Source organism: Microbacterium dextranolyticum (assembly GCF_016907295.1).
In the GTDB taxonomy this organism is placed as follows: domain Bacteria; phylum Actinomycetota; class Actinomycetes; order Actinomycetales; family Microbacteriaceae; genus Microbacterium; species Microbacterium dextranolyticum.
The window spans coordinates 1,421,175-1,441,778 of the sequence record NZ_JAFBBR010000001.1; the positions used below are offsets into that span (position 1 = coordinate 1,421,175).

Here is a 20,604-nt window from a genome sequence, read left to right on the forward strand (position 1 = left end):
CGCGGTGATCCGAGGTCCGGCCGCACCGTAGACTTGGCGCGTTATGGCCGAATACATCTACTCCATGGTCCGTGCCCGCAAAGCGGTGGGCGAGAAGCTGATCCTCGACGACGTCACGATGTCCTTCCTGCCGGGCGCGAAGATCGGCATGGTCGGTCCGAACGGCGCCGGTAAGTCCACGATCCTGAAGATCATGGCCGGGCTCGACGCGCCCTCCAACGGAGAGGCCAAGCTGACCCCCGGATTCACCGTCGGCATCCTCATGCAGGAACCGGAGCTCGACGAGAGCAAGACGGTGCTGGAGAACATCCAGGAGGGCGTCGCGATCAAGGCGAAGCTCGACCGCTTCAACGAGATCTCCGCCCTGATGGCCGATCCGGACGCCGACTTCGACGCCCTGCTGGCTGAGATGGGCGTACTGCAGGAGGAGATCGACGCCGCGGACGGCTGGGACCTCGACTCGCAGCTGGAACAGGCGATGGATGCCCTGCGCACGCCTCCCGGCGACGAGCCGGTCACCAAGCTCTCCGGTGGTGAGCGCCGCCGCGTCGCTCTTGCGAAGCTGCTGTTGCAGAAGCCCGACCTGCTGCTGCTCGACGAGCCCACCAACCACCTCGACGCCGAGAGCGTGCTGTGGCTCGAGCAGCACCTGCAGTCGTACAAGGGCGCGGTCATCGCCATCACCCACGACCGGTACTTCCTCGATAACGTCGCCGAGTGGATCGCCGAGGTCGACCGCGGTCGGCTGATCGGCTACGAGGGCAACTACTCCACCTACCTCGAGAAGAAGGCCGAACGCCTCGACATCCAGGGCAAGAAGGACGCGAAGCTCGCCAAGCGCCTGAAGGACGAGCTCGACTGGGTCCGCTCGAGTGCGAAGGGTCGTCAGACGAAGTCCAAGGCCCGCCTTGCGCGATACGAGGAGATGGCTGCCGAGGCCGAGCGCACGCGCAAGCTCGACTTCGAAGAGATCCAGATCCCGGCCGGCCCGCGCCTGGGCAGCGTGGTCATCGAGGCGAAGAAGCTGCAGAAGGGTTTCGGCGACCGGTCGCTCATCGACGGCCTCAGCTTCAGCCTGCCGCCGAACGGCATCGTCGGCGTCATCGGCCCCAACGGCGTCGGCAAGACCACCCTCTTCAAGACGATCGTCGGCCTCGAGCCGCTCGATGGCGGTGACCTCAAGGTGGGCGAGACCGTCAAGATCAGCTACGTCGACCAGAGCCGCGCGAACATCGACCCGAACAAGACGCTGTGGGAGGTCGTCTCGGACGGCCTCGACATCATCACGGTCGGCAAGATCGAGATCCCCTCGCGCGCCTATGTCTCGAAGTTCGGCTTCAAGGGCCCCGACCAGCAGAAGAAGGCCGGTGTCCTCTCGGGTGGCGAGCGCAACCGCCTGAACCTCGCCCTCACCCTCAAGGAGGGCGGCAACCTGCTGCTCCTCGACGAGCCGACCAACGACCTGGACGTCGAGACGCTGAGCTCTCTCGAGAATGCGCTGCTCGAGTTCCCGGGATGCGCCGTGGTCATCACCCACGACCGGTGGTTCCTCGACCGCATCGCGACGCACATCCTGGCATACGAGGGCACGGACGAGAACCCCGACCGCTGGTACTGGTTCGAGGGCAACTTCGAGGCGTACGAGGCGAACAAGATCGAGCGCCTCGGACCGGACGCGGCCAACCCGCACCGATCCACGCACCGCAAGCTGACGCGTGACTGACAGAGCCCGACTGCACGTCCCCATCCACCTGCGGTGGGGCGACCTCGATGCGTTCAACCACGTCAACAACGCGACGATGCTGAAGCTCCTGGAAGAGGCGCGGGTGCGCGTCTTCTGGGAGCCGATCGTCGGCGAAGAGGCACCCGACACCGCGGTGATCGAGGCCGGGGCGGATGCCGCGGCGCTCACCCTCATCGCGCGGCAGGAGATCGAGTATCTCGCGCCGGTTCCGTACCGGCGCGAGCCGCTCGACGTGCAGATGTGGTTCGGCAAGATCGGCGGATCGAGCGTCGAGGTCTGCTACGAGGTCTACAGCCCCCGCAGCGACGACGAGCAGACGCTGTACGCACGAGCATCCTCGGCCGTCGTCCTCGTGGACGCGCAGAGCTTCCGCCCGACGCGGCTCACCGAGCGCATGCGCACCGCGTGGGCGCCGTACCTGGGCGAGCCGGTCGCATTCAGTCGCCGCTGATCGCGGACTCCGGCACGCGCACGGTGATCTCCTGCGCGGTGGTCGCCACGAGCACGCCGCCGCGGGTGAAGATCCGACCGGTCGCCAGCCCTCGGCCGCCGCGCGCGCTCGGCGACTCCTGTGCGTACAGCAGCCAGTCGTCGACGCGCCCCGGGCGATGCCACCACATGGCGTGATCGAGGCTCGCCACCTTGAGCCCGGGCAGCGCCCACGGCACGCCGTGCGCCCGCAGGACCGACTCCTGGATGGTCAGATCGCTCATGTACGCCAGAGCGGCCCGGTGCAGTGCCGGGTCATCGCCGATCGGGCGGCGCGTGCGCATCCACACGTGCTGGCGCGGCACGTGCGGTCCGGCCACCCGATCGTAGACCGCGCTCTCGGCGTGCACGACCTCGATCGGGCTTTCGTCGAGAAGTCGGCGCGAGAGCGGGTGCAGCTGCACATCGGCGGCGCGTGCGGCGGCATCCTCCGGCGACAGGACGCCCTCGGGGAAAGGTGCCGCGTGCTCGAGGCCCGCATCCTCGCGTTGGAACGAGGCGATCATCGAGAAGATCGGCACGCCCTGCTGGAACGCCTGCGTGCGCCGCGTCGAGAACGACCTGCCGTCGTGGATGCGGTCGACCGACAGGGTGACGCCCCGCGTCGCGTCGCCCGGGCGCAGAAAATAGCCGTGCATCGAGTGCGGCACACGATCGTCGTCGGTCGTGCGGTCGGCGGCGATGATCGCCTGCGCGAGCACCTGGCCACCGAAGATCCGGCCGCTCGGCATCGGGTGCGACGATCCGGTGAAGATGTCTTCGGTCGTGCGCGCCGTGCTGGAATCGAGGTCCAGCACGTCAAGCATCGTGCCCACGGGGTCGGTGATCGCGGGCGGTGCGGCCTCATCGACTGATCTGCCGGCCTCGCTCACACTGCCTCCCCGTCCGCCGCATCTCGGACGATGCGAACGCTTGGTAGTTTAGGGCGGATGTCGCAACGCCTGCTCTTTCCCGACGGACCCACCGCCGCCGACGCGCTCACCTTCGCCCAGCGGGCATCCCGTCTCGGGGACGGTGCCGTTCGGCTGGTGGCGCGGGACGGGGTGCTTCTGCTGACCGCCGCCCCGCTCGCTCCGCGCACCCTGCTCGAACCCACCCCGACCGTGCTCGGCATGCGGGCCGTGTCCGTCGATCCGGAACTCGTCTGCGACCTGACCGTCGACGCCGCCGCTCTCGCGGCAGACGTCGACTCCTCCTCGCTCCGGCTGCCTGATTCCGCCGTCACCGCGACGTGGGCGGGGGTGTCGCCTCCCCGCGCGGGCTGGAGCGATGAGGGGACGATCCCCGCCGCGACGCTCGCCGAACGCGCCCAGTGGGGGATCGCCACCGTCGCCGAGGGCGTACCCACGGATGCCGGTGACGACGCCGTGCACACCGTTCGAGCGGCCGTGTGGGGCGCACCCGACGACGCCCTGCAAGGTCTGCCGCTCGGAGTGGCTTTCGCGGCCTTCGCTCTCGGCTTCATCGCCGGCGAGGAGGCGGCCGTGGTCCGACGGAACGGCCCCTGGGCGCGCATCAGCTTCGTCCGCGGACACGTCCTCACTCGCGGAACCGTTCGCTCCGGTCTGACGGCCGTCCGCCCGACGGGCGCCTGAACACGGGTGTGACGCCGAGCGTGCGGCGCGGAGGGCTCAGTCGGTGCGGGGATGCACGGGCAGGGACGGCGACTGCGCGCCCCGGGTCGGGCCGATGCCGCTCGGTTCGAACGTGTTGACCATCGCGTGTGCCGCGCGCTCGAGGTAGTCCCACAGCGTCGCTTCGTGCAGGGGCGTGAGTCCGATCTCGCCGACGGCGGTGCGCATGTGCTGCAACCAGCGATCGCGGGCATCCGGGTTCACGTGGAAGGGCGCGTGCCGCATGCGAAGCCGGGGGTGGCCGCGCTGCTCGCTGTAGGTCGTCGGACCACCCCAGTACTGCTCCAGGAACATCGTCATCCGCACGGCGGCCGGGCCGAGATCCTCTTCGGGATACATCGGCTTCAGCACCTCGTCGGCGGCGACGCCGCGGTAGAACGCGTCGACGAGGCGGACGAAGGTCTCGTGGCCGCCGATCTCGTCGTAGAAGCTGCGCGGGTCTGTGTCGGTCACGATGTCGGCTCCTCGCTGGTCGGCGACGTGGGGTGCGCGTCGGCGGATGTCCCGCCCGTGCTGCGCTTGGGCTTCCACACGGGTTTCGCCTCGGCGACGGCGATCCGGGTCGGCTTGGTCCGGGGCGGGTTGGCGCCGCGGACGCGCTGGGCGCCCTCGAGCCCGCTGAGGGTGATCGAGTTCAGGGCGGGCAGGGTGATGCCCATGTCATCCATCGCGTGCTTCAGACGCATGCGCAGCTCTCGTGCGACGTCGTCCTTCGCGTTGGCGCGGGTCTTCATCACGATCCGGATGACGAGCGCGTCGCCGCTGACCGACTCGAGCCCCCAGATCTCGGGAGACTCGACGACACGCGACCGCCACTTCGGGTCCTTCTGGATGCCCTTGGCGGCGTTCAGCATCGCCTTCTCGACGGCGGGGATGTCGGCGTCGGTGGGAACCGCGAGATCGATGATCACGCGTGACCAGCCCTGCGACATGTTGCCGATGCGTGTGATCTCGCCGTTGCGGACGTACCAGAGAGTTCCGTTGACGTCGCGGACATGAGTGATGCGAACGCTCACGTACTCGACGATGCCGGTTGCGAGCCCGAGATCGACGACGTCTCCGATGCCGACCTGATCCTCGGCGACGATGAAGATGCCGTTCAGGACGTCTTTGACGATGTTCTGCGCGCCGAAACCGAGGCCGGCGCCGATCGCCGCCGACAGCAGCGCGAACGAGCCGAGCGCGTTCTGATCGATCGCGTTGACGATGAGCAGGGTCGCGATGATCACGAGGGTGACGTTGACGATGTTCTGCAGGATCGAGCCGAGCGTCCGGGTGCGCTGCACGACGCGGACGGCGGCCAGCGGCGAACGCTCCAGCGCCTGGGTGTCGTCGACGTTCGCCTTCGACTTCGCACCCGAGACGATCCGGTTCACGACGCGTCGGATGACCAGTCGCAGCACCCACGACGCGATGAACGCACCCACGATGATGCCCGCGATCGCGGCGACTTTGAGTCCGGCTTCGCCGAGCCAGTCGAAGATGCGGTGCCACAGGTCGGAGTCGAAGATCGACGGGTTCGTTTCGCCGTCGGGCGAGGTGAAGTACAGCATCTCCTCGATCCTAACGAGCGCCCCTGTGCGTCGCCTCGGACGCCGGGCGGTCGTCGCCCCAGCCGCACCGATGGGCGATGATGACCGCCTGGATGCGGTCGCGGGCGCCCAGTTTGGCGAGGACGCGACCGACATGCGTCTTGACGGTCGTCTCGCCGAGATACAGTTCCGCCGCGATCTCGGCGTTGCCGAGGCCGCGTGCCAGGGCGCGGAAGACGTCGGCCTCGCGCGGAGTGAGAGTCGCGATGCGGGCGAGTTCCTCGCGCGCGGTGGCATCCGGCGCGGCACGCGCGGTCCGACGCGCGATCACCTCGCGGGTGACGCGGGGAGAGAGCACGGCGTCGCCGCCGGCGACGGCGCGTACAGCGGCGACGAGCGCATGGCGATCCACATCTTTCAGCAGGAATCCGCTCGCTCCGGCGTCGAGGGCGGCGAAGGCGTACTCATCGAGGTCGAACGTCGTGAGCACCAGGACCCGGGTGTCGGGGAGTGCGGCGAGGATGTCGGCGGTGGCGGCGATGCCGTCCACGCGCGGCATCCGAACGTCCATCAGGACGACATCGGGCTGCAGCCGCACGCTCTGCGCGAGGGCATCCTGCCCGTCGCCGGCTTCGCCGACGATCGCGATGTCGGGTTCGGCGTCGAGAACCATCGCGAATCCCAGACGGATCAACGGTTGGTCGTCGACGAGGAGGACACGGATGGGTTCGGTCACGCGGCGCTCTCCGGATCCATGTCGGCGGCGGCGGTCGGGATCTCCAGGCGTACGTGCCAACGCCCGTCGGCGCGCAGCCCGGCACGGGCGGTGCCGCTGAGGCGCGCAGCCCGTTCGTGCAATCCCCGCAGACCGAAGCCGCCGCCGGACGGCGCGGCGATGACGCCGTCGTTGACGACTTCGACGACGGTCGCGGTGGATGTCCGCGCGATCGCGACCTCGACGGTGCGCGCCTGCGGCGCGTGCCGCAGCACGTTCGTCAAACCCTCCTGCACGACGCGCGCGACGGCGAGACGGGCGTGGCGCTCGGTGATGGGCTGGCCCGTCGTGCGGAGGGTCACGGGGAGCCCTGCGCTGCGCGCGGCGGCCACCGCGGAACCGACCGCGTCGGCGTCGAGGGGCACGAGCGGGGCCTCCGGGTCGGTGTCGTCTCGAAGCACGCCGAGCATCGCCCGCATCTCGTCGAGCGCGCCGCGTGCGGTCGTCGCGATGCGCGCGGTCGCGGCACGGCTGCGGTCCGCATCGGACGTGGCGGTCGCGCCCTCCGCGAGCGCGACGACGACCGTCAGCGAGTGCGAGACGACATCGTGCATCTCGCGCGCGATGCGCGTGCGTTCCGCGGAGGCGGCGAGCCGGGCGTGATGCTCGCGCTCCTCCCACAGCTGACGCGAGGTGTCGAGGATGGCGGCCACGTACCGTTTGCGGTTGCCGATGTTCACCCCCACCAGAGTCGACACCAGAAGGGCGGTGCCGAGCGAGAAGAACGCGTTGAGGGATGCCTGCAGCGACATCGCGCCCGTCGACGCCGTCACGAGCGCGGCGGCCGCCGACAGCACGGCGGCCGTGACGGCGGCGAGGATGCCAGTGCGCGAACTGCGGTAGACGGCGACGGAGTAGGCCGCGACGACGAGGACGACGATGCCGATGCCCCCGCCGGCGGGCATGCCGACGATCGCGCCGATCGCCGCGACCGAGAAGGCCAGCAGGGGGTGTCGACGGCGCAGCATCAGGCACACGCAAGCGAGAGCCAGGAGGATGACCGTCGCGGGCCGCACCGCGTCCCACGCGGCGTTCGTGCGGGTTCCCACGGGCGGAGCGAACGTGAGCACCGCGCTCAGAAGCGCGATCAGGGTGTCGGCGAGGCGTGGGTGGCGAGCCCAGAACAGACGGATGACCCCCGGCGGACGAGGCAGGCGCAGCTCACCCGACGCGGGGTCGGGCGAGCTGCGCGCATCCGGGGAAGGACGGCTCACGTCATGCGTCGCGGCGGCGGACTACCGCCCACGAGCCGAGCAGGAGCACCGCGGGCCACGCGGCGAGGGTCGCGAATCCGCGCCCGATGTGCTCGCCCGCGACTGTCGTGGCGTTCTGAGCGCCGGTCATCGGCAGGTAGTTGCTGGCATCGACCAGCCACCGCCAGCTGTCGCCGGCGAACGAGAACATGCCGAGGACGACGGGCAGCACGAACAGCACGCCGACCGTCGCTGCGATCGCGCCGGCGCCGTTGCGGATGAGGAAGCCGAAACCGAGCCCGAGAAGAGCGAAGGTCGTCATCGCGAACACTCCGGCAAGGAGCGGGACGAGGGACTCGGATGGGGTGGACCAGTCGATCGGCGTGGCCAGGATGGGAGCGGTCGCGCCGACCGCGATGGCATACGTCAGCGCGGTCGTGAGAGCGATCAGCGCCGTCAGCACGACCGCTTTGGCCACCAGAACCGTGCCGCGGCGTGGCTCGGCCGCGAACGTCGAGCGGATCATCCCGGTCGAGTACTCGCCGGTGATGGAGATCGCACCGAGGATGCCGGCCACGAGCATCGTGAACTGCATCGGCATCACGATCGTCATCACCGGAGCGAACCCGACGGAGAAGTCGCGGGATGCGCTCGCCATCAGCAACGAGATCCCGACGGAGAGCGCGACGGTGATCGCCAGGGACCACCAGGTCGACCGCAGCGACAGGAGCTTCTGCCACTCGCTGCGGACCACGCGCGCGAAGCTGAGACGGTACGGCGACGCTGCGCGGGCGGTGCGGGAGGCGAGGGGCGGGGCGGGGGAGGTCGCGGCGCTCATGCGATGTCCTTGCTCTTGTACTCGACGGAACCCTCGGTGAGGGCCATGTAGGCCTCTTCGAGGGATCCCGTGCGCGGGGTCAGTTCGTGGAGGGGGATGCCACGATCGGCGGCGATGTCGCCGATCCGGCTGGCGGGGAGGCCCGCGACGACGAGGGCGCCGCCTCCGGCGTCTCCGACGGTCACGTCGGCGGCACCGAGCGCGGCGGCAAGATCGGCGGCGCGCGGCGTGCGCACCAGCACCTCGGAGCGGGTCCAGGCGTGCACGAGGTCGGCGAGTGAGGCATCGGCCAGCACGCGGCCGCGTCCCAGCACGATCACGTGGTCGGCGGTCTGCGACATCTCGCTCATGAGGTGGCTCGAGAGCAGCACCGTGCGGCCTTCGGCGGCGAGGTGGCGGACGAGCTCGCGCACCCAGCGCACTCCCTCGGGATCGAGGCCGTTGACCGGCTCGTCCAGGATCAGCGTGCCGGGGTCTCCCAGGAGGGCGGCGGCGATGCCGAGTCGCTGCCCCATGCCGAGTGAGAACTTGCCGGCGCGCTTGCGGGCGACCGATTCGAGGCCCGTCAGCGCGATGACGTCGTCGACACGTGTGTTCGGGATGCCATGGGTGGCGGCCATGGCGCGCAGATGAGCCCGTGCGGAACGTCCGGTGTGCACCGCCTTGGCGTCCAGCAGGACGCCGACTTCGGTCAGTGGCGAGCGGCTCCTCGCGTAGGGATGCCCGCCCACCGTGACCCGGCCCGCGGTCGGGGCATCCAAGCCCACGATCATCCGCATCGTGGTGGACTTCCCGGCGCCGTTCGGCCCGAGGAATCCGGTCACCTGACCGGGACGGACCGTGAACGACACATCGTCCACGGCGGTACGCGATCCATATCTCTTCGTGAGGTTCTCAGCGACGATCATGCTCCGACGCTACGGGGTCGGTCCCGGTGGGGCATCCTGCCTGAGGATGAGATCGGCCGCGCATCCTGTCGTCCCTCCGGTGGATGCGCGGCCGATTTCGGCTCCGGCGTCGCGGGTCAGCTCTCCCCGTCGCGCTCCTGAACGGACAGAGCACGTTCGACGCCCGCGAGGTTCTCGTTCACGAGGCGACGCAAAGCCGCGGGGGCGTCGGCGTGCGCGGCCAGCCACCGTCGCGTCGCATCGCGCAGCGCCGTCGAGGCGAGCGGGGCCGGGTACAGGCCGGTGATGAGGTAGTTGGCGATCTGGTACGTGCGCGACTCCCAGACCGGGAGCAGCATCTCGAAGTAGCGATCGACGAACGCGTCGAGCACGTCCACGCCGGCCGGGTGCACGAAGCCGAGAGCGGCCGAGCGCACCACGGTGTTCGGGAGGTCGGAGTTCTCGACCAGCGACGCCCACGCGACGCGTTTGGCGTCGACCGTCGGCAGCGCGGCCTTCGCCTGAGCGGCGAACTCCCCGCCCTTGGACGTGTTGTCCGCGGCGAGTGCGCTGTCGATCTGCTCGGCCGTCACGAGGCCTCCCGCGGCGAGCGAGACGAGCAGCGTCCACGACAGATCTGCGTCGATGTCGAGTCCCGCGAGGACGGTCTCGCCGTCGCGGAGCGACCGCACCTGCTCCCAATGCTTCGGAGCGGCGGCGGCCGAGGCGAACGCGGTCACGAACTGCAGCTGGCTGTCGCTGCCCTGCTCGGCACGCGTCGCCAGCTCCCACAGGCCGTCCGCGACGCGTTCGCGCGCGGCGGTCCGCTTCTCAGGGGCGACGTACGCGTTTGCGGCGAGCTGGAGCTGCCCGAGCGTGGTGCGAACGGTGGTCGACTCGGTCTCGGAGCCGATGTTGCTCAGCACCAGGTCGATGTAGTCCGAGGCCGACGCCTCCGCATCGCGGGTCTGGTCCCACGCGGCGCCCCACACGAGCGATCGCGCGAGCGGGTCGCTGATGCCGGCGAGGTGGTCGACCGCGGTCGCGAGCGAGCGGGCATCGAGACGGATCTTCGCGTAGGCGAGGTCGTCGTCGTTCAGCAGGATGAGGTCGGGCTGACGCTCGCCGATCAGCTCGGGAACCTCGGTGAGGTCTCCGTCGACGTCGAGCTCCACGTGATGGGTGCGCACGAGCGACTGGCCCTCCAGGGCGTAGAAGCCGACTCCCAGGCGGTGCGGACGGATCGTGGGATAGTCGGCCGGCGCCGTCTGCACGATGGCGAAGCGGGAGATGACGCCGTCGTCCCCGACGCGCAGCTCCGGCGCGAGCGTGTTCACCCCGGCGGTCTCGAGCCACTTCTTCGACCACTCCGACAGCTCGCGCCCGCTGGTGGCTTCGAGCTCCACCAGCAGGTCGCTGAGCTCGGTGTTGCCGAACGCATGCTTCTGGAAGTACTGCCCGACCCCGGCGAAGAAGGCGTCGATGCCGACCCACGCGGCCAGCTGCTTGAGCACCGACCCGCCCTTGGCGTAGGTGATGCCGTCGAAGTTGACCTGCACGTCGTCGAGGTCGTTGATCGTCGCGACCACCGGGTGGGTCGACGGCAGCTGGTCCTGGCGATATGCCCAGGTCTTCTCCATCGCGTTGAAGGTGGTCCAGGCCTCGGTCCACTCCGTGGCCTCGGCCGTCGCGATCGTCGACGCCCACTCGGCGAACGACTCGTTCAGCCAGAGATCGTTCCACCACTTCATCGTCACGAGGTCACCGAACCACATGTGGGCCAGTTCGTGCAGGATCGTGACGACGCGGCGTTCCTTGACGGCATCCGTCACCTTGCTGCGGAACACGTACGTCTCGGTGAACGTGACCGCTCCCGCGTTCTCCATCGCACCCGCATTGAACTCGGGCACGAACAGCTGGTCGTACTTCGCGAACGGGTACGGAACCCCGAACTTCTCCTCGTAGTAGGCGAAGCCCTCACGGGTCTTGTCGAAGATGTAGTCGGCGTCGAGGTGCTGCCACAGGCTCTTGCGCCCGTACACGCCGAGGGGGACGACCCGGCCCGACGCGCTCGTGAGCTCCGAGAAGGTGGACTCGTAGGGTCCGGCGACGATCGCCGTGATGTACGAGGAGATGCGCGGGGTCGCCTCGAAAGCCCAGGTCGCCGCGCCGACCGCTGCGGGAACCGGCTCGGGAGTCGGGGAGTTGGAGACGACCTTCCAGGCCTCGGGTGCCGTGATGGTGAAGGTGAACTCCGCCTTCAGATCGGGCTGTTCGAACACCGCGAAGACGCGCCGGGAATCCGGCACTTCGAACTGCGAATAGAGGTAGACCTCGCCGTCGACGGGGTCGACGAAGCGGTGCAGGCCTTCGCCGGTGTTCGTGTAGAGGCAGTCGGCGTCGACGATGAGTTCGTTCTGCGCCGCGAGTCCGTGAAGCGCGATGCGCGAGTCGGCGAACACCGCAGACGGATCGAGAGTCGCGCCGTTGAGGGTGATCTCGTGCACGTCGCGCGCGATCAGGTCGATGAAGGTCGACCCGCCGTCGACGGCCGCGAAGCGGACGACGGTGCGCGAGCGGAACACCTCGGGACCGGTCGTGAGGTCGAGGGCGATGTCGTAGGTCATCCCCGGCGAGGGGTCGACGACGGCACGGCGCTCCTGCGCCTCGGTGCGGGTGAGGTTCTGTCCAGGCACTGCGATTCTCCCGAGGGTGAGGGTGGGATGCCGCGGACCGACGCTGCTGGCGCCGACGGCAACCTGACCAGCCTACGCGCTCGCCGATTCGCGCCGCACGTGGCGGCGCGCATGGGCGATCGCGGAGGGCAGATCGATGAAGAGGTGGTTGTGGTGGCGGAGCGAGCCGAGCACGCCGACGGTCCGGAAAAGCCCCTCGTGACGCGGCTGCACGCCCTTGATGAGGACGGTGACCCCCCGCCGTTCGAGCGTCTGCACGATGTCGCCGAGCGCGCGAGCGCCGGTCGCATCGACCAGTTCGAGCCGGCTCATGCGCAGGATGACGACCGACACGTCGCGCACACCGTCGATCTCTGCCGCGACGCGGTCGGCAGCGGCGAAGAACAGCGGACCGCCCAGGCGCAGGATCGCGATGCGCTCGTCTCCCGGCTGAGGCGTGCCGAGGATCTCGTCGCGTCGCACGGTGGAGGCGCGCGACATCGAGCGCAGCGCGACGACACCGGCGAGCACGACACCGATGATGACGGCGACGATCAGATCGAACGAGACGGTGACGACCGCGGTGACGACGAACGCGAGGGCATCCGCACGGGTCGAGCGCATCACCGCGCGCACCGTCCCGGGGTGCACCATCCGCACGGCCGTGACCATGAGTACGCCGGAGAGCGCTGCGAGGGGGATCTGGCCGATCGGAGCGGCGATGACGAGGACGACCAGCAGCAGTACGACGGCATGGACGATCGCGGCGAGCCGGCTTCGGCCCCCCGAGCGGACGTTGACCGCGGTGCGCGCGATCGCGCCGGTCGCGGGCATGCCGCCGAACAGCGACGAGGCGATCGAGGCGAGCCCCTGACCCACGAGCTCGCGATCGGGGTCGACGTCGCCGGTGTCGGCGAGTGTCGAGGCGACGCGTGCGGACAGCAGCGACTCGATGGCCGCAAGGGCAGCGACGGTCGCCGCGGGCGCGACGAGCGCGCCGACCAGAGCGGGATCGAGGTCGGGAAGAAGTGGAGCCGGAAGGGTCGACGGCAGGGCGCCGATGCGGGCCAGCGGGGCACCCACGACGAGTCCGAGGATCGTCACCACGACGATGCCGACGAGGGAGCCCGGGATCGCGCGGTGCAGGAGCGGTGCGCCGAGCATGGACGCGGCGACGACGGCGACGGCGCCCAGGGCCCAGAAGGCGTACCCCGCGTCGAGGCGCGCGAAGGACTGGATCGCGGCGACGATCGCGTTGGACGAGTGCTCGCTCGCTGCCGCGACGTGCGGGGAGACCAGTGCGGGGATCTGCTGAGCGAAGATGATCACCGCGATCCCGAGGGTGAACCCCTCGATCACGGGCCACGGGATGAACGAGACGGCGCGGCCGATGCGCAGGGCCCCGGCGACCACGATGATCACTCCGGCCATCAGTGTCACGGTGACCACCGCCCCCGCGCCGTGGGCGGCGACGATCGGGACTAGAACCACGACCATCGCGCCGGTCGGCCCCGACACCTGCACGTGCGAGCCCCCGAACACGGCGGCCACGAGACCCGCGACGATCGCGGTGATCAGCCCGGCTTCAGCGCTGAGACCCGAGCTGACCCCGAAGCCGAGGGCGAGCGGCAAGGCGACGATACCGACGGTGAGGCCCGCGAGCAGATCGCCGCGCCACGTGCGGCCGACCTGGGCATAGTCCGCCCGGCCCGGAAGAAGCGATCGTGCACGTGAGAGCAGGCGCGTCGTCGCGGTGACGCTCACGGGCGCGGGCCGATCGCGGGAAGGGAGTGGGCATCGCGCAGGAGCGCATCATCGGCTTGCAGCACGCTCACCAGCAGCACGCGTGCCGACGCGAGCAGGTCGGCCACCTTCGGGTCGGCGAGTCGGTAGTACACGTGGCTCGCGCGGCGCTCCGACTCGACCAGCCGGTGCCGGCGCAGAACGGAGAGGTGCTGGGAGAGGTGGGATGCCTCGAGTCCGGTCTGCGACTGCAGGTCGGCGACCGAGCGCTCTGGCGCCTCGGCGAGCAGTTCCAGGATGCGAATGCGGAAGGGGTGCGCGAGACCTTTGAAGAGGTTCGCCTTGACCTCGTACAGCGGAAGCTGTCCCTCAGTGAATGGCATGATGGAACCATCATATCGCCGACATCGGCACTGCCGAGCCCGGAGGCGGTGCGCGGGCTCGCAACGCTCCGCCGCTCGGTGCCGCGCTCATAGGATGGACGCATGCGCATCCACATCGCGACCGATCACGCGGGGCTCGAGTTCTCCACGCAGCTGCAGCATCACCTGGCCGAGGCCGGGCACGAGGTCATCGACCACGGTCCGATCGCGTACGACCCGGTCGACGACTACCCGTCGTTCTGCATTCGAGCCGCGCAGGCCGTGGTCCGCGATCAGGCGGACGGTATCGAGACGCTCGGCGTCGTCTTCGGCGGCTCGGGCAACGGCGAGCAGATCGCGGCCAACAAGGTCGAGGGCATCCGCGCCGCGCTGGTGTGGAGCATCGCGACCGCTGAGCTCGCCCGCGAGCACAACGACGCGAACGTGATCTCCATCGGCGCGCGCCAGCACACGGTGGAGGAGGCGATCGGATTCATCGACCGCTTCATCGCGACGCCGTTCTCGGGCGAGGAGCGCCATGCGCGGCGCATCGCGCAGCTCGCGGACTTCGAGCGCGATGGATCGCTGCTCCCCGACCCGCGGGCCGCACGCCCGGGTGCGGACGCTTCCGGCGTGGTCCTCGGCGGCGAGTCCGCCGAGGCGTTCGACCCTGAAGCCGGCTGATGCCCGAGGGTCATTCCGTCCACCGGATCGCCCGCCAGTTCGATCGCAACGTCGTCGGCCATCGCGTCTCGGCGTCGAGTCCGCAGGGGCGCTTCGCCGACGGGGCGAGTCTGCTCGACGGGCGTGAGGCGACCAGCGTCCGCGCGGTCGGAAAGCAGATGTTCCTGGAGTTCGACGACGACCTCTGGCTACGCGTGCACCTGGGCATGTACGGGGCGTGGGACTTCTCCGGCGAGATCCTCATCGATCCCACCATCGCCTCGGCGAACGGGCGGATGGGGCACACCAATCAGCGGGGCACGACTCTCGCCGCGGACGATGTCGTGCTCGACGCGGCGCGGGAGAACTCGCTCTCCTCCATCGGCGCGCCGCGTGTCGCGCGCGGGCGTGTGCGCATGAGCGAGCAGACGCGCGGACTCGACGAAGACGGTGCGGGGGACTGGCCGCCACCGGTCGTCGGTCAGGTGCGTCTGCGGCTCTTGACCGATCGGACCTGTGCGGACTTGCGCGGGCCGACGGCCTGCGAGCTGCAGTCGCCCGATCAGGTGCAGGCATCCATCGCGAAACTCGGCCCGGACCCTCTCGTCGATGATCTCGCCGAGGGCGAGGAGCGCTTCACCTCGGTGGTGCGCCGCAAGCCCACCGCGATCGGTCTACTGCTGATGGACCAGAGCGTGGTCAGCGGCATCGGCAACGTGTACCGCGCCGAACTGCTCTATCGGGCGCTCCTGGACCCGCACACGCCCGGCAAGCTCGTTCCCGAGGAGGTCGTCCGATCGATCTGGCGGGACTGGGCGCGGCTGCTGGTCATCGGCGTCGAGACGGGTCAGATGATGACGATGGACGACCTCGACGACGAGGCGTATCGGAAGGCGATGGCGCATCGCGACGAGCGCCACTGGGTCTACCACCGCGCCGGTCTGCCGTGCCGCGTGTGCGGCACGGAGGTCGTGCTGGAGGAGATGGGTGCGCGAAAGCTCTACTGGTGCCCGTCGTGCCAGAAATGACGCCCGGGCCGGGTTCTAAGGGAGTGCCGGCCGCGCTGAGACCGCAGACACGATGGGAGCGACGCCTGTGACCGACCAGCTCGCGCAGGGGGAACGCCCTGCCGTCATCGCCGACGCACGGCTGACCGGCGCCGGCCGGCTCGATCCTTTCGGCTCCGACCCGGTCGACGTGCACCTCGACGATGGCGTCATCGTCGACATCGCTCCGGCCGGCGCGCTCGCACGACGCGGTGCGGTGATCGACGCGGGCGGAGGGTGGGTCGTCCCCGGCCTCTGGGACCATCACGTCCACACCGTGCAATGGGCCCTGGTCGCGCAGCGCGAGCCGCTCGGCCAGGCCGGATCGGCCGCCGACGCGGCGGCGCGGATGGCGCATGCGCCTGGCTTGGGAGACGGGCGCCGTGTCGGCGCCGGATTCCGCGACGCGCTGTGGCCGGATGCCCCGTCCCTCTCCCTGCTCGATGAGCGCACCGGCGAGATCCCGACGTACCTCATCAACTCCGACGTGCACAGCGTGTGGATGAACACCGCCGCGTTCCGACGTGAGGGCATGACGCTCGATGCCTCCGGTCTCGTCCGCGAGGAACCGGCGTTCGAGATCTCACGGCGACTGAACGCGGTCGATCCCGCGACAGGCGATCAGTTCGTGGCTCAGGCGCTGGCCGAGGCCGCCACCCGCGGCATCGTGGGCGTCGTGGACTTCGACATGGCCTGGAACGCCGAGGCCTGGGCGAGACGGCTCGACGCCGGATTCGACACGACCCGCATCCGTTTCGGGCTGTACCCCGCGCACCTGGACCGTGCCCTCGCCGAAGGACTCGCCTCGGACGATGCGCTCGATCCCGCGGGGCTCGTGCGGGTGGGCCCGCTCAAGGTGATCACCGATGGGTCGCTCGGCACCCGCACCGCGGCCTGCTCGCATGCCTACCCCGGCGATCCGCGCAACCACGGTGTGCTCACGGTCGCGCCCGAGGAACTGCTCGACCTGATGACCCGCGCCACCGCGGGAGGTTTGGCGTGCGCGATCCACGCGATCGGCGACGTCGCGAACTCGCATGCTCTGGACGCGTTCGCCGCGACGGGCGCGGTCGGCACCATCGAGCACGCCCAACTCGTCGCGCACGCCGACATCCCGCGCTTCGCGCGGCTCGGCGTGGGGGCGAGCGTCCAGCCCGAGCATGCGATCGACGACCGCGACATGACCGACGTGTACTGGGCGGGTCAGACGGCGCTCGCCTATCCTCTGCGTGCGCTCGCCGAGGCCGGAGCGAACCTGCTGTTCGGCTCGGATGCCCCGGTCGCCGCGCTCGATCCGTGGGCGGCGATGGCCTCGGCGGTGCACCGCACGCGCGACGGCAGAGCGGCGTGGCATCCGGATCAGGCGATCGATGCCGCCACGGCTCTCGCCGCCTCGACCGCCTCGGGGTCGCTCGCGCGCTCGACCCTGCTGCCCGGCGATGTCGCCGATCTCGTCGTCGTCGACCGCGACCCGCTCACGGCCGACGAGCCGTCGTTGCGGAAGACCGCCGTGCAGATCACGCTTCTCGGCGGGCGGCTCACGCACCTCGCGTGAGGACGGTCGCGATCCTCTCATGGTCGGGTTGTGCCCGTTCCGAGGCGCCGATGCGCGGGTCGCTGGCTGCACGACCCATCATTCGGCGCCTCCGAACGTCGAGGTGAGGCGCCTCGGGCGAAGCCCCGCGAACGCACGGATGCCCCGGACCCTGCGGTCCGAGGCATCCGTCTGATCGATGCGTTGCGCTCAGGCGGCGAGGTGCGCCGAGAGGAACCAACGATCCTTCTCGAGGCCGGCCTTGATCGCGATGGCGACGTCCTGGCTGGTCAGGTCGGTTTCGTCCAGCCCGTCGATCGCTGCCTGCACGTCGGCGATGACGACGTCCATGTCGGTGACGACGGCGCGGACGATCTCGTCCCACGGGGTGAAGCCGGCGGGGACGGTCGTGGGCGCAGCCTTCTCGGCGACCGTCGACACACGCGCGTCGATCGGCAGTCCCAGGGCGACGATGCGCTCGGCGGCGAGGTCGGCGAAGCCCTGCGCGTTCGCGACGACCTGGTCGAGCAGCTCGTGGATGGCGATGAAGTTCGTGCCGCGCACGTTCCAGTGGGCCTGCTTGCCGTTGACGGCCAGCGCCTGGAGGCCGAGCACGACGGGGGTGAGGAACTGGGCCGTTCCGGCGGAGGCCTCGGGGCCTGCTGCGGTCATCGAGATCGTCTTCGTTTCGGTCATGGTCTGATCCTCCTCGGTTCCTGCGGGCGTCGTGCACCCGCATCATGTTCAACGGTACTCAGCACGGATTGTTCCGCAAGCAAGAGAAGGCTCGGCTTAGCGCCGCGCTATCGTCGGGGCATGACGATCGCCGACGATGCCTCGATCCTGTCCGTACGCGGGTTCACTCCGCGCCTCGACCCCACGGCCTTCGTCGCATCGGGTGCCCGGATCGTCGGAGACGTCGTGCTCGGCGAGGGTGCGAGCGTCTGGTACAACGCCGTCGTGCGCGGCGACGGCGCCTCGATCACACTCGGTGCCGGCAGCAACCTGCAGGACAACGTGTCGGTGCACGTGGACGCCGACTCGCCGGTCGTCATCGGCGAGAACGTATCGGTCGGACACAACGCCGTCGTGCACGGCTGCACGATCGGCGACGGTTCGCTCATCGGGATGGGCAGCGTCGTGCTCTCGGGTGCGCAGATCGGTGCGGGATGCCTCGTCGCCGGTGGCGCGCTCGTGCTCGGCGGCACCGTGGTGCCCGACGGCTCGCTCGTCGCCGGCGTCCCGGCGAAGGTGCGGCGCCAGCTCACCGACGAGGAGCGGTCGGGCATCCTTCGCAACGCCGAGGTGTACCGCGCCCACGCCGCAGCGCACGCCGAGGCATCCGACGCGCGGTGACGGATGCCGGCGGGGCAGGCGCCCGCGCACCCGCAGCGACGGTGGCCTCGACTCGATCGTTCCCTCGGTGTGAAACCCCGCTGGGGTCCCGCGAGACCGCGATCGCGCGTCGAGACCGCCGTTCCGATTCTCGGTCTCGACGCGAGATGCCGGTTTGGGTGCAGGGGGCCGGCGGAGCCAGGCCCCCGCGCGACCGACGTCGACGAGAAGCCCCGCCGCAGGCCGGGAGGCGTACGACGGGGCAGCGGAGGGGATGACGGGAATCGAACCCGCGCCATCAGTTTGGAAGACTGAGGCTCTACCATTGAGCTACATCCCCGAGGCCGCGTGGCCGCGGCATCTCGAAGAGTCTACTAGCTCTTGTCGGCTAGACTGACCACCGGCCGTAATTCGGCGCTCGCACGCGTGCGCGCCCGGGGCGTAGCTCAGCTTGGTAGAGCGCCCGCTTTGGGAGCGGGAGGCCGCAGGTTCAAATCCTGTCGCCCCGACCACCGGCCCCACGAACCCAGACCCAGACCCCGGACGCGCGTCTGCGCGGTCGAATCAGAGGAGAACGAACAGGCATGGTCACCAGCACCGTCGAGAAGCTGACCCCCACCCGGGTGAAGCTGCACATCTCGGTCACCCCCGAGGATCTCAAGCCCGCGATCGCGCACGCGTACGAGCACATCGCCCAGGACATCCAGATCCCCGGCTTCCGCAAGGGCAAGGTGCCGGCCCCGATCATCGACCAGCGTGTGGGCCGCGGCGCGGTCATCGAGCACGCCGTCAGCGAGGGCCTCGACGGGTTCTACCGCGAAGCGGTCACGGCGAACGAGGTGCGCACGGTGGGACGCCCCGCCGCCGAGGTCATCGAGTGGCCGAACGAGAAGGACTTCTCCGGCGACCTCAAGGTCGAGGTCGAGGTCGACGTCCGCCCCGAGTTCGATCTGCCCGAGCTGTCGGGTCTGACCGTCACGATCGATCCCGTCGAGACCGACGAGGCCGCGATCGACGCCGAGCTCGACCGTCTGCGCGCCCGCTTCGGCACGCTCGTCACGGTCGACCGTCCGGCCGCCACGGGCGACTTCGTCGAGCTGAACCTGGTCGCGACGATCGACGGCGCCGAGATCGACCGCGCCGAGGGCGTGTCGTATGAGGTCGGCTCGGGCGAGCTGCTCGAGGGCATCGACGAGGCGATCGACTCTCTCACCGCCGGTGAGGACACCACCTTCCGCTCGAAGCTGGTCGGCGGCGACCACGCCGGTGACGAGGCCGAGGTCTCGGTGACCGTCACCGCCGTCAAGGAGCGCGAGCTGCCCGACGCCGACGACGACTTCGCGCAGATGGCGAGCGAGTTCGACACGATCGGCGAGCTGCGCGACAGCCTCACCGAGCGCGTCTCCGAGCAATCGGTCTTCGTCCAGGGCGCCGCGGCGCGCGACAAGCTCGTCGAGGCTCTCATCGAGGCCGCCGACATCCCCGTTCCCGCACAGCTGGTCGAGGACGAGGTGCACACCCACCTCGAGGGCGAGGGTCGCCTCGAGGACGAGGAGCACCGCGCCGAGGTGACCGCGGCGAGCGAGAAGCAGTTCCGCACGCAGATGATCCTCGACAAGCTGGCCGAGGCGCACGAGGTCCAGGTCTCGCAGGAAGAGCTCACCCAGTACCTCATCCAGTCGGCTGCGCAGTACGGCATGGCGCCGCAGGAGTTCGTCGACGCGCTGCAGAGCCAGAACCAGCTGCCGCTCATGGTCGGCGAGGTCGCTCGCAACAAGGCGCTCGCGATCGCTCTGGGCAAGGTCACGGTTCTCGACACGAACGGCAAGGCGGTCGATCTGACCGGTTTCGTCGCGGTCGACGAAGACGACGCCGACGACGCTGCTGCTCCCGCCGAGCAGGCACCCGCCGAGGAGGCTGCCGCTGAGGAGGCTCCCGCCGAGGCGAAGCCGGCCAAGAAGCCGGCGGCCCGCAAACCCGCCGCCAAGAAGGCCGATGCCGGCGAGGCGTCGGACAAGCCCGCCGCCAAGAAGCCGCGCGCCAAGAAGGCCGACGCCGAGTAATCCTCCGCGTCGAATCGAAGGGTCGGATGCCACGGCATCCGACCCTTCGTCGTCGATGTGGACGTGCCGGCGCTGCGGCGTCGGACACGCA

Annotated in this window: 19 protein-coding genes and 2 tRNA genes; 9 read left to right on the forward strand and 12 right to left on the reverse strand. The window is 69.8% G+C overall.

Features of this window, described 5'->3' with window-relative positions; translation table 11 throughout:
• Positions 1 to 43: 43 nt before the first annotated feature.
• A complete protein-coding gene (gene ettA, locus JOE64_RS06475) occupies positions 44 to 1,723 on the forward strand; it encodes an energy-dependent translational throttle protein EttA (RefSeq protein ID WP_204963496.1) in 1,680 nt (559 codons plus the stop codon).
• Positions 1,716 to 2,195 carry an acyl-CoA thioesterase gene (locus JOE64_RS06480; protein ID WP_204963497.1) on the forward strand — a complete coding sequence of 160 codons (480 nt, stop codon included), beginning with the start codon at positions 1,716 to 1,718 and terminating at the stop codon, positions 2,193 to 2,195. Before ettA ends, JOE64_RS06480 begins: the two co-directional genes overlap by 8 nt.
• On the opposite strand, the gene JOE64_RS06485 is transcribed toward JOE64_RS06480, so the two are convergent.
• Positions 2,182 to 3,039: an acyl-CoA thioesterase gene (locus JOE64_RS06485; protein WP_204964993.1), complete on the reverse strand. Its 858-nt coding sequence runs from the start codon at positions 3,037 to 3,039 to the stop codon at positions 2,182 to 2,184. The two genes, JOE64_RS06480 and JOE64_RS06485, sit on opposite strands and share 14 nt — an antisense overlap.
• Before the next feature lie 123 nt (positions 3,040 to 3,162).
• Here JOE64_RS06485 and JOE64_RS06490 point away from each other — a divergent pair, with 123 nt between their 5' ends.
• Positions 3,163 to 3,828: a DUF8185 domain-containing protein gene (locus tag JOE64_RS06490; protein WP_204963498.1), complete on the forward strand. Its 666-nt coding sequence runs from the start codon at positions 3,163 to 3,165 to the stop codon at positions 3,826 to 3,828.
• A 36-nt stretch (positions 3,829 to 3,864) separates the two neighbouring features.
• On the opposite strand, the gene JOE64_RS06495 is transcribed toward JOE64_RS06490, so the two are convergent.
• From JOE64_RS06495 to JOE64_RS06535, 9 genes are all read right to left on the reverse strand, one after another.
• Positions 3,865 to 4,320: a globin gene (locus tag JOE64_RS06495; RefSeq protein WP_204963499.1), complete on the reverse strand. Its 456-nt coding sequence runs from the start codon at positions 4,318 to 4,320 to the stop codon at positions 3,865 to 3,867.
• On the reverse strand, positions 4,317 to 5,420 hold the full coding sequence (locus JOE64_RS06500) for a mechanosensitive ion channel family protein (RefSeq protein ID WP_204963500.1): 1,104 nt from the start codon (positions 5,418 to 5,420) through the stop codon (positions 4,317 to 4,319). The genes JOE64_RS06495 and JOE64_RS06500 overlap by 4 nt, the downstream gene beginning before the upstream one ends.
• A gap of 10 nt (positions 5,421 to 5,430) precedes the next feature.
• On the reverse strand, positions 5,431 to 6,135 hold the full coding sequence (locus JOE64_RS06505; RefSeq protein ID WP_204963501.1) for a response regulator: 705 nt from the start codon (positions 6,133 to 6,135) through the stop codon (positions 5,431 to 5,433).
• Complete coding sequence (locus JOE64_RS14785; RefSeq protein WP_204963502.1) at positions 6,132 to 7,388, reverse strand: sensor histidine kinase; 1,257 nt, start codon at positions 7,386 to 7,388, stop codon at positions 6,132 to 6,134. Before JOE64_RS14785 ends, JOE64_RS06505 begins: the two co-directional genes overlap by 4 nt.
• Position 7,389: 1 nt before the next feature.
• Complete coding sequence (locus JOE64_RS06515) at positions 7,390 to 8,205, reverse strand: ABC-2 transporter permease (protein WP_204963503.1); 816 nt, start codon at positions 8,203 to 8,205, stop codon at positions 7,390 to 7,392.
• The gene (locus JOE64_RS06520; protein ID WP_204963504.1) at positions 8,202 to 9,113 is read right to left on the reverse strand and encodes an ABC transporter ATP-binding protein; all 912 of its coding nucleotides are present in this window, start codon (positions 9,111 to 9,113) and stop codon (positions 8,202 to 8,204) included. The genes JOE64_RS06515 and JOE64_RS06520 overlap by 4 nt, the downstream gene beginning before the upstream one ends.
• Positions 9,114 to 9,229: 116 nt before the next feature.
• Complete coding sequence (gene pepN, locus JOE64_RS06525; RefSeq protein WP_204963505.1) at positions 9,230 to 11,788, reverse strand: aminopeptidase N; 2,559 nt, start codon at positions 11,786 to 11,788, stop codon at positions 9,230 to 9,232.
• A gap of 72 nt (positions 11,789 to 11,860) precedes the next feature.
• Positions 11,861 to 13,531 carry a SulP family inorganic anion transporter gene (locus JOE64_RS06530; protein ID WP_271202554.1) on the reverse strand — a complete coding sequence of 557 codons (1,671 nt, stop codon included), beginning with the start codon at positions 13,529 to 13,531 and terminating at the stop codon, positions 11,861 to 11,863.
• A complete protein-coding gene (locus tag JOE64_RS06535) occupies positions 13,528 to 13,893 on the reverse strand; it encodes an ArsR/SmtB family transcription factor (protein WP_204963506.1) in 366 nt (121 codons plus the stop codon). The genes JOE64_RS06530 and JOE64_RS06535 overlap by 4 nt, the downstream gene beginning before the upstream one ends.
• A gap of 102 nt (positions 13,894 to 13,995) precedes the next feature.
• On the opposite strand from JOE64_RS06535, the gene JOE64_RS06540 reads away from it, so the two are divergent.
• The 3 genes from JOE64_RS06540 to JOE64_RS06550 all read left to right on the forward strand — a co-directional run bounded on the left by JOE64_RS06540 (position 13,996) and on the right by JOE64_RS06550 (position 17,136).
• Complete coding sequence (locus tag JOE64_RS06540) at positions 13,996 to 14,556, forward strand: ribose-5-phosphate isomerase (protein ID WP_204963507.1); 561 nt, start codon at positions 13,996 to 13,998, stop codon at positions 14,554 to 14,556.
• A complete protein-coding gene (locus JOE64_RS06545) occupies positions 14,556 to 15,563 on the forward strand; it encodes an Fpg/Nei family DNA glycosylase (protein ID WP_204963508.1) in 1,008 nt (335 codons plus the stop codon). Before JOE64_RS06540 ends, JOE64_RS06545 begins: the two co-directional genes overlap by 1 nt.
• Positions 15,564 to 15,630: 67 nt before the next feature.
• Positions 15,631 to 17,136: an amidohydrolase gene (locus tag JOE64_RS06550; protein ID WP_271202553.1), complete on the forward strand. Its 1,506-nt coding sequence runs from the start codon at positions 15,631 to 15,633 to the stop codon at positions 17,134 to 17,136.
• A gap of 189 nt (positions 17,137 to 17,325) precedes the next feature.
• On the opposite strand, the gene JOE64_RS06555 is transcribed toward JOE64_RS06550, so the two are convergent.
• Positions 17,326 to 17,811, reverse strand: coding sequence for a Dps family protein (locus JOE64_RS06555; protein WP_204963510.1), 486 nt, complete (start codon positions 17,809 to 17,811; stop codon positions 17,326 to 17,328).
• Positions 17,812 to 17,931: 120 nt separating this feature from the next.
• Between JOE64_RS06555 and JOE64_RS06560 the strand changes: the two genes are divergently transcribed.
• A complete protein-coding gene (locus JOE64_RS06560) occupies positions 17,932 to 18,471 on the forward strand; it encodes a gamma carbonic anhydrase family protein (protein WP_204963511.1) in 540 nt (179 codons plus the stop codon).
• 248 nt (positions 18,472 to 18,719) lie between these two features.
• Here the strand turns inward: JOE64_RS06560 and JOE64_RS06565 are convergent.
• Positions 18,720 to 18,790 (reverse strand) — tRNA-Gly (locus JOE64_RS06565).
• A gap of 95 nt (positions 18,791 to 18,885) precedes the next feature.
• On the opposite strand from JOE64_RS06565, the gene JOE64_RS06570 reads away from it, so the two are divergent.
• Positions 18,886 to 18,962, forward strand: a tRNA-Pro gene (locus JOE64_RS06570).
• Positions 18,963 to 19,034: 72 nt separating this feature from the next.
• Positions 19,035 to 20,513, forward strand: coding sequence for a trigger factor (gene tig / locus JOE64_RS06575; protein WP_204963512.1), 1,479 nt, complete (start codon positions 19,035 to 19,037; stop codon positions 20,511 to 20,513).
• Positions 20,514 to 20,604: the final 91 nt, after the last annotated feature.

Bases quoted from the DNA above. Each gene is read 5' to 3' on its own strand.
- JOE64_RS06500 (WP_204963500.1), bottom strand. From the start codon at position 5,420: ATGCTGTACTTCACCTCGCCCGACGGCGAAACGAACCCGTCGATCTTC.
- JOE64_RS06520 (WP_204963504.1), bottom strand. From the start codon at position 9,113: ATGATCGTCGCTGAGAACCTCACGAAGAGATATGGATCGCGTACCGCC.
- JOE64_RS06540 (WP_204963507.1), top strand. From the start codon at position 13,996: ATGCGCATCCACATCGCGACCGATCACGCGGGGCTCGAGTTCTCCACG.
- JOE64_RS06535 (WP_204963506.1), bottom strand. From the start codon at position 13,893: ATGCCATTCACTGAGGGACAGCTTCCGCTGTACGAGGTCAAGGCGAAC.
- JOE64_RS06485 (WP_204964993.1), bottom strand. From the start codon at position 3,039: ATGCTTGACGTGCTGGACCTCGATTCCAGCACGGCGCGCACGACCGAA.
- JOE64_RS06490 (WP_204963498.1), top strand. From the start codon at position 3,163: ATGTCGCAACGCCTGCTCTTTCCCGACGGACCCACCGCCGCCGACGCG.
- JOE64_RS06555 (WP_204963510.1), bottom strand. From the start codon at position 17,811: ATGACCGAAACGAAGACGATCTCGATGACCGCAGCAGGCCCCGAGGCC.
- JOE64_RS06515 (WP_204963503.1), bottom strand. From the start codon at position 8,205: ATGAGCGCCGCGACCTCCCCCGCCCCGCCCCTCGCCTCCCGCACCGCC.
- JOE64_RS06545 (WP_204963508.1), top strand. From the start codon at position 14,556: ATGCCCGAGGGTCATTCCGTCCACCGGATCGCCCGCCAGTTCGATCGC.
- JOE64_RS06560 (WP_204963511.1), top strand. From the start codon at position 17,932: ATGACGATCGCCGACGATGCCTCGATCCTGTCCGTACGCGGGTTCACT.
- tig (WP_204963512.1), top strand. From the start codon at position 19,035: ATGGTCACCAGCACCGTCGAGAAGCTGACCCCCACCCGGGTGAAGCTG.
- ettA (WP_204963496.1), top strand. From the start codon at position 44: ATGGCCGAATACATCTACTCCATGGTCCGTGCCCGCAAAGCGGTGGGC.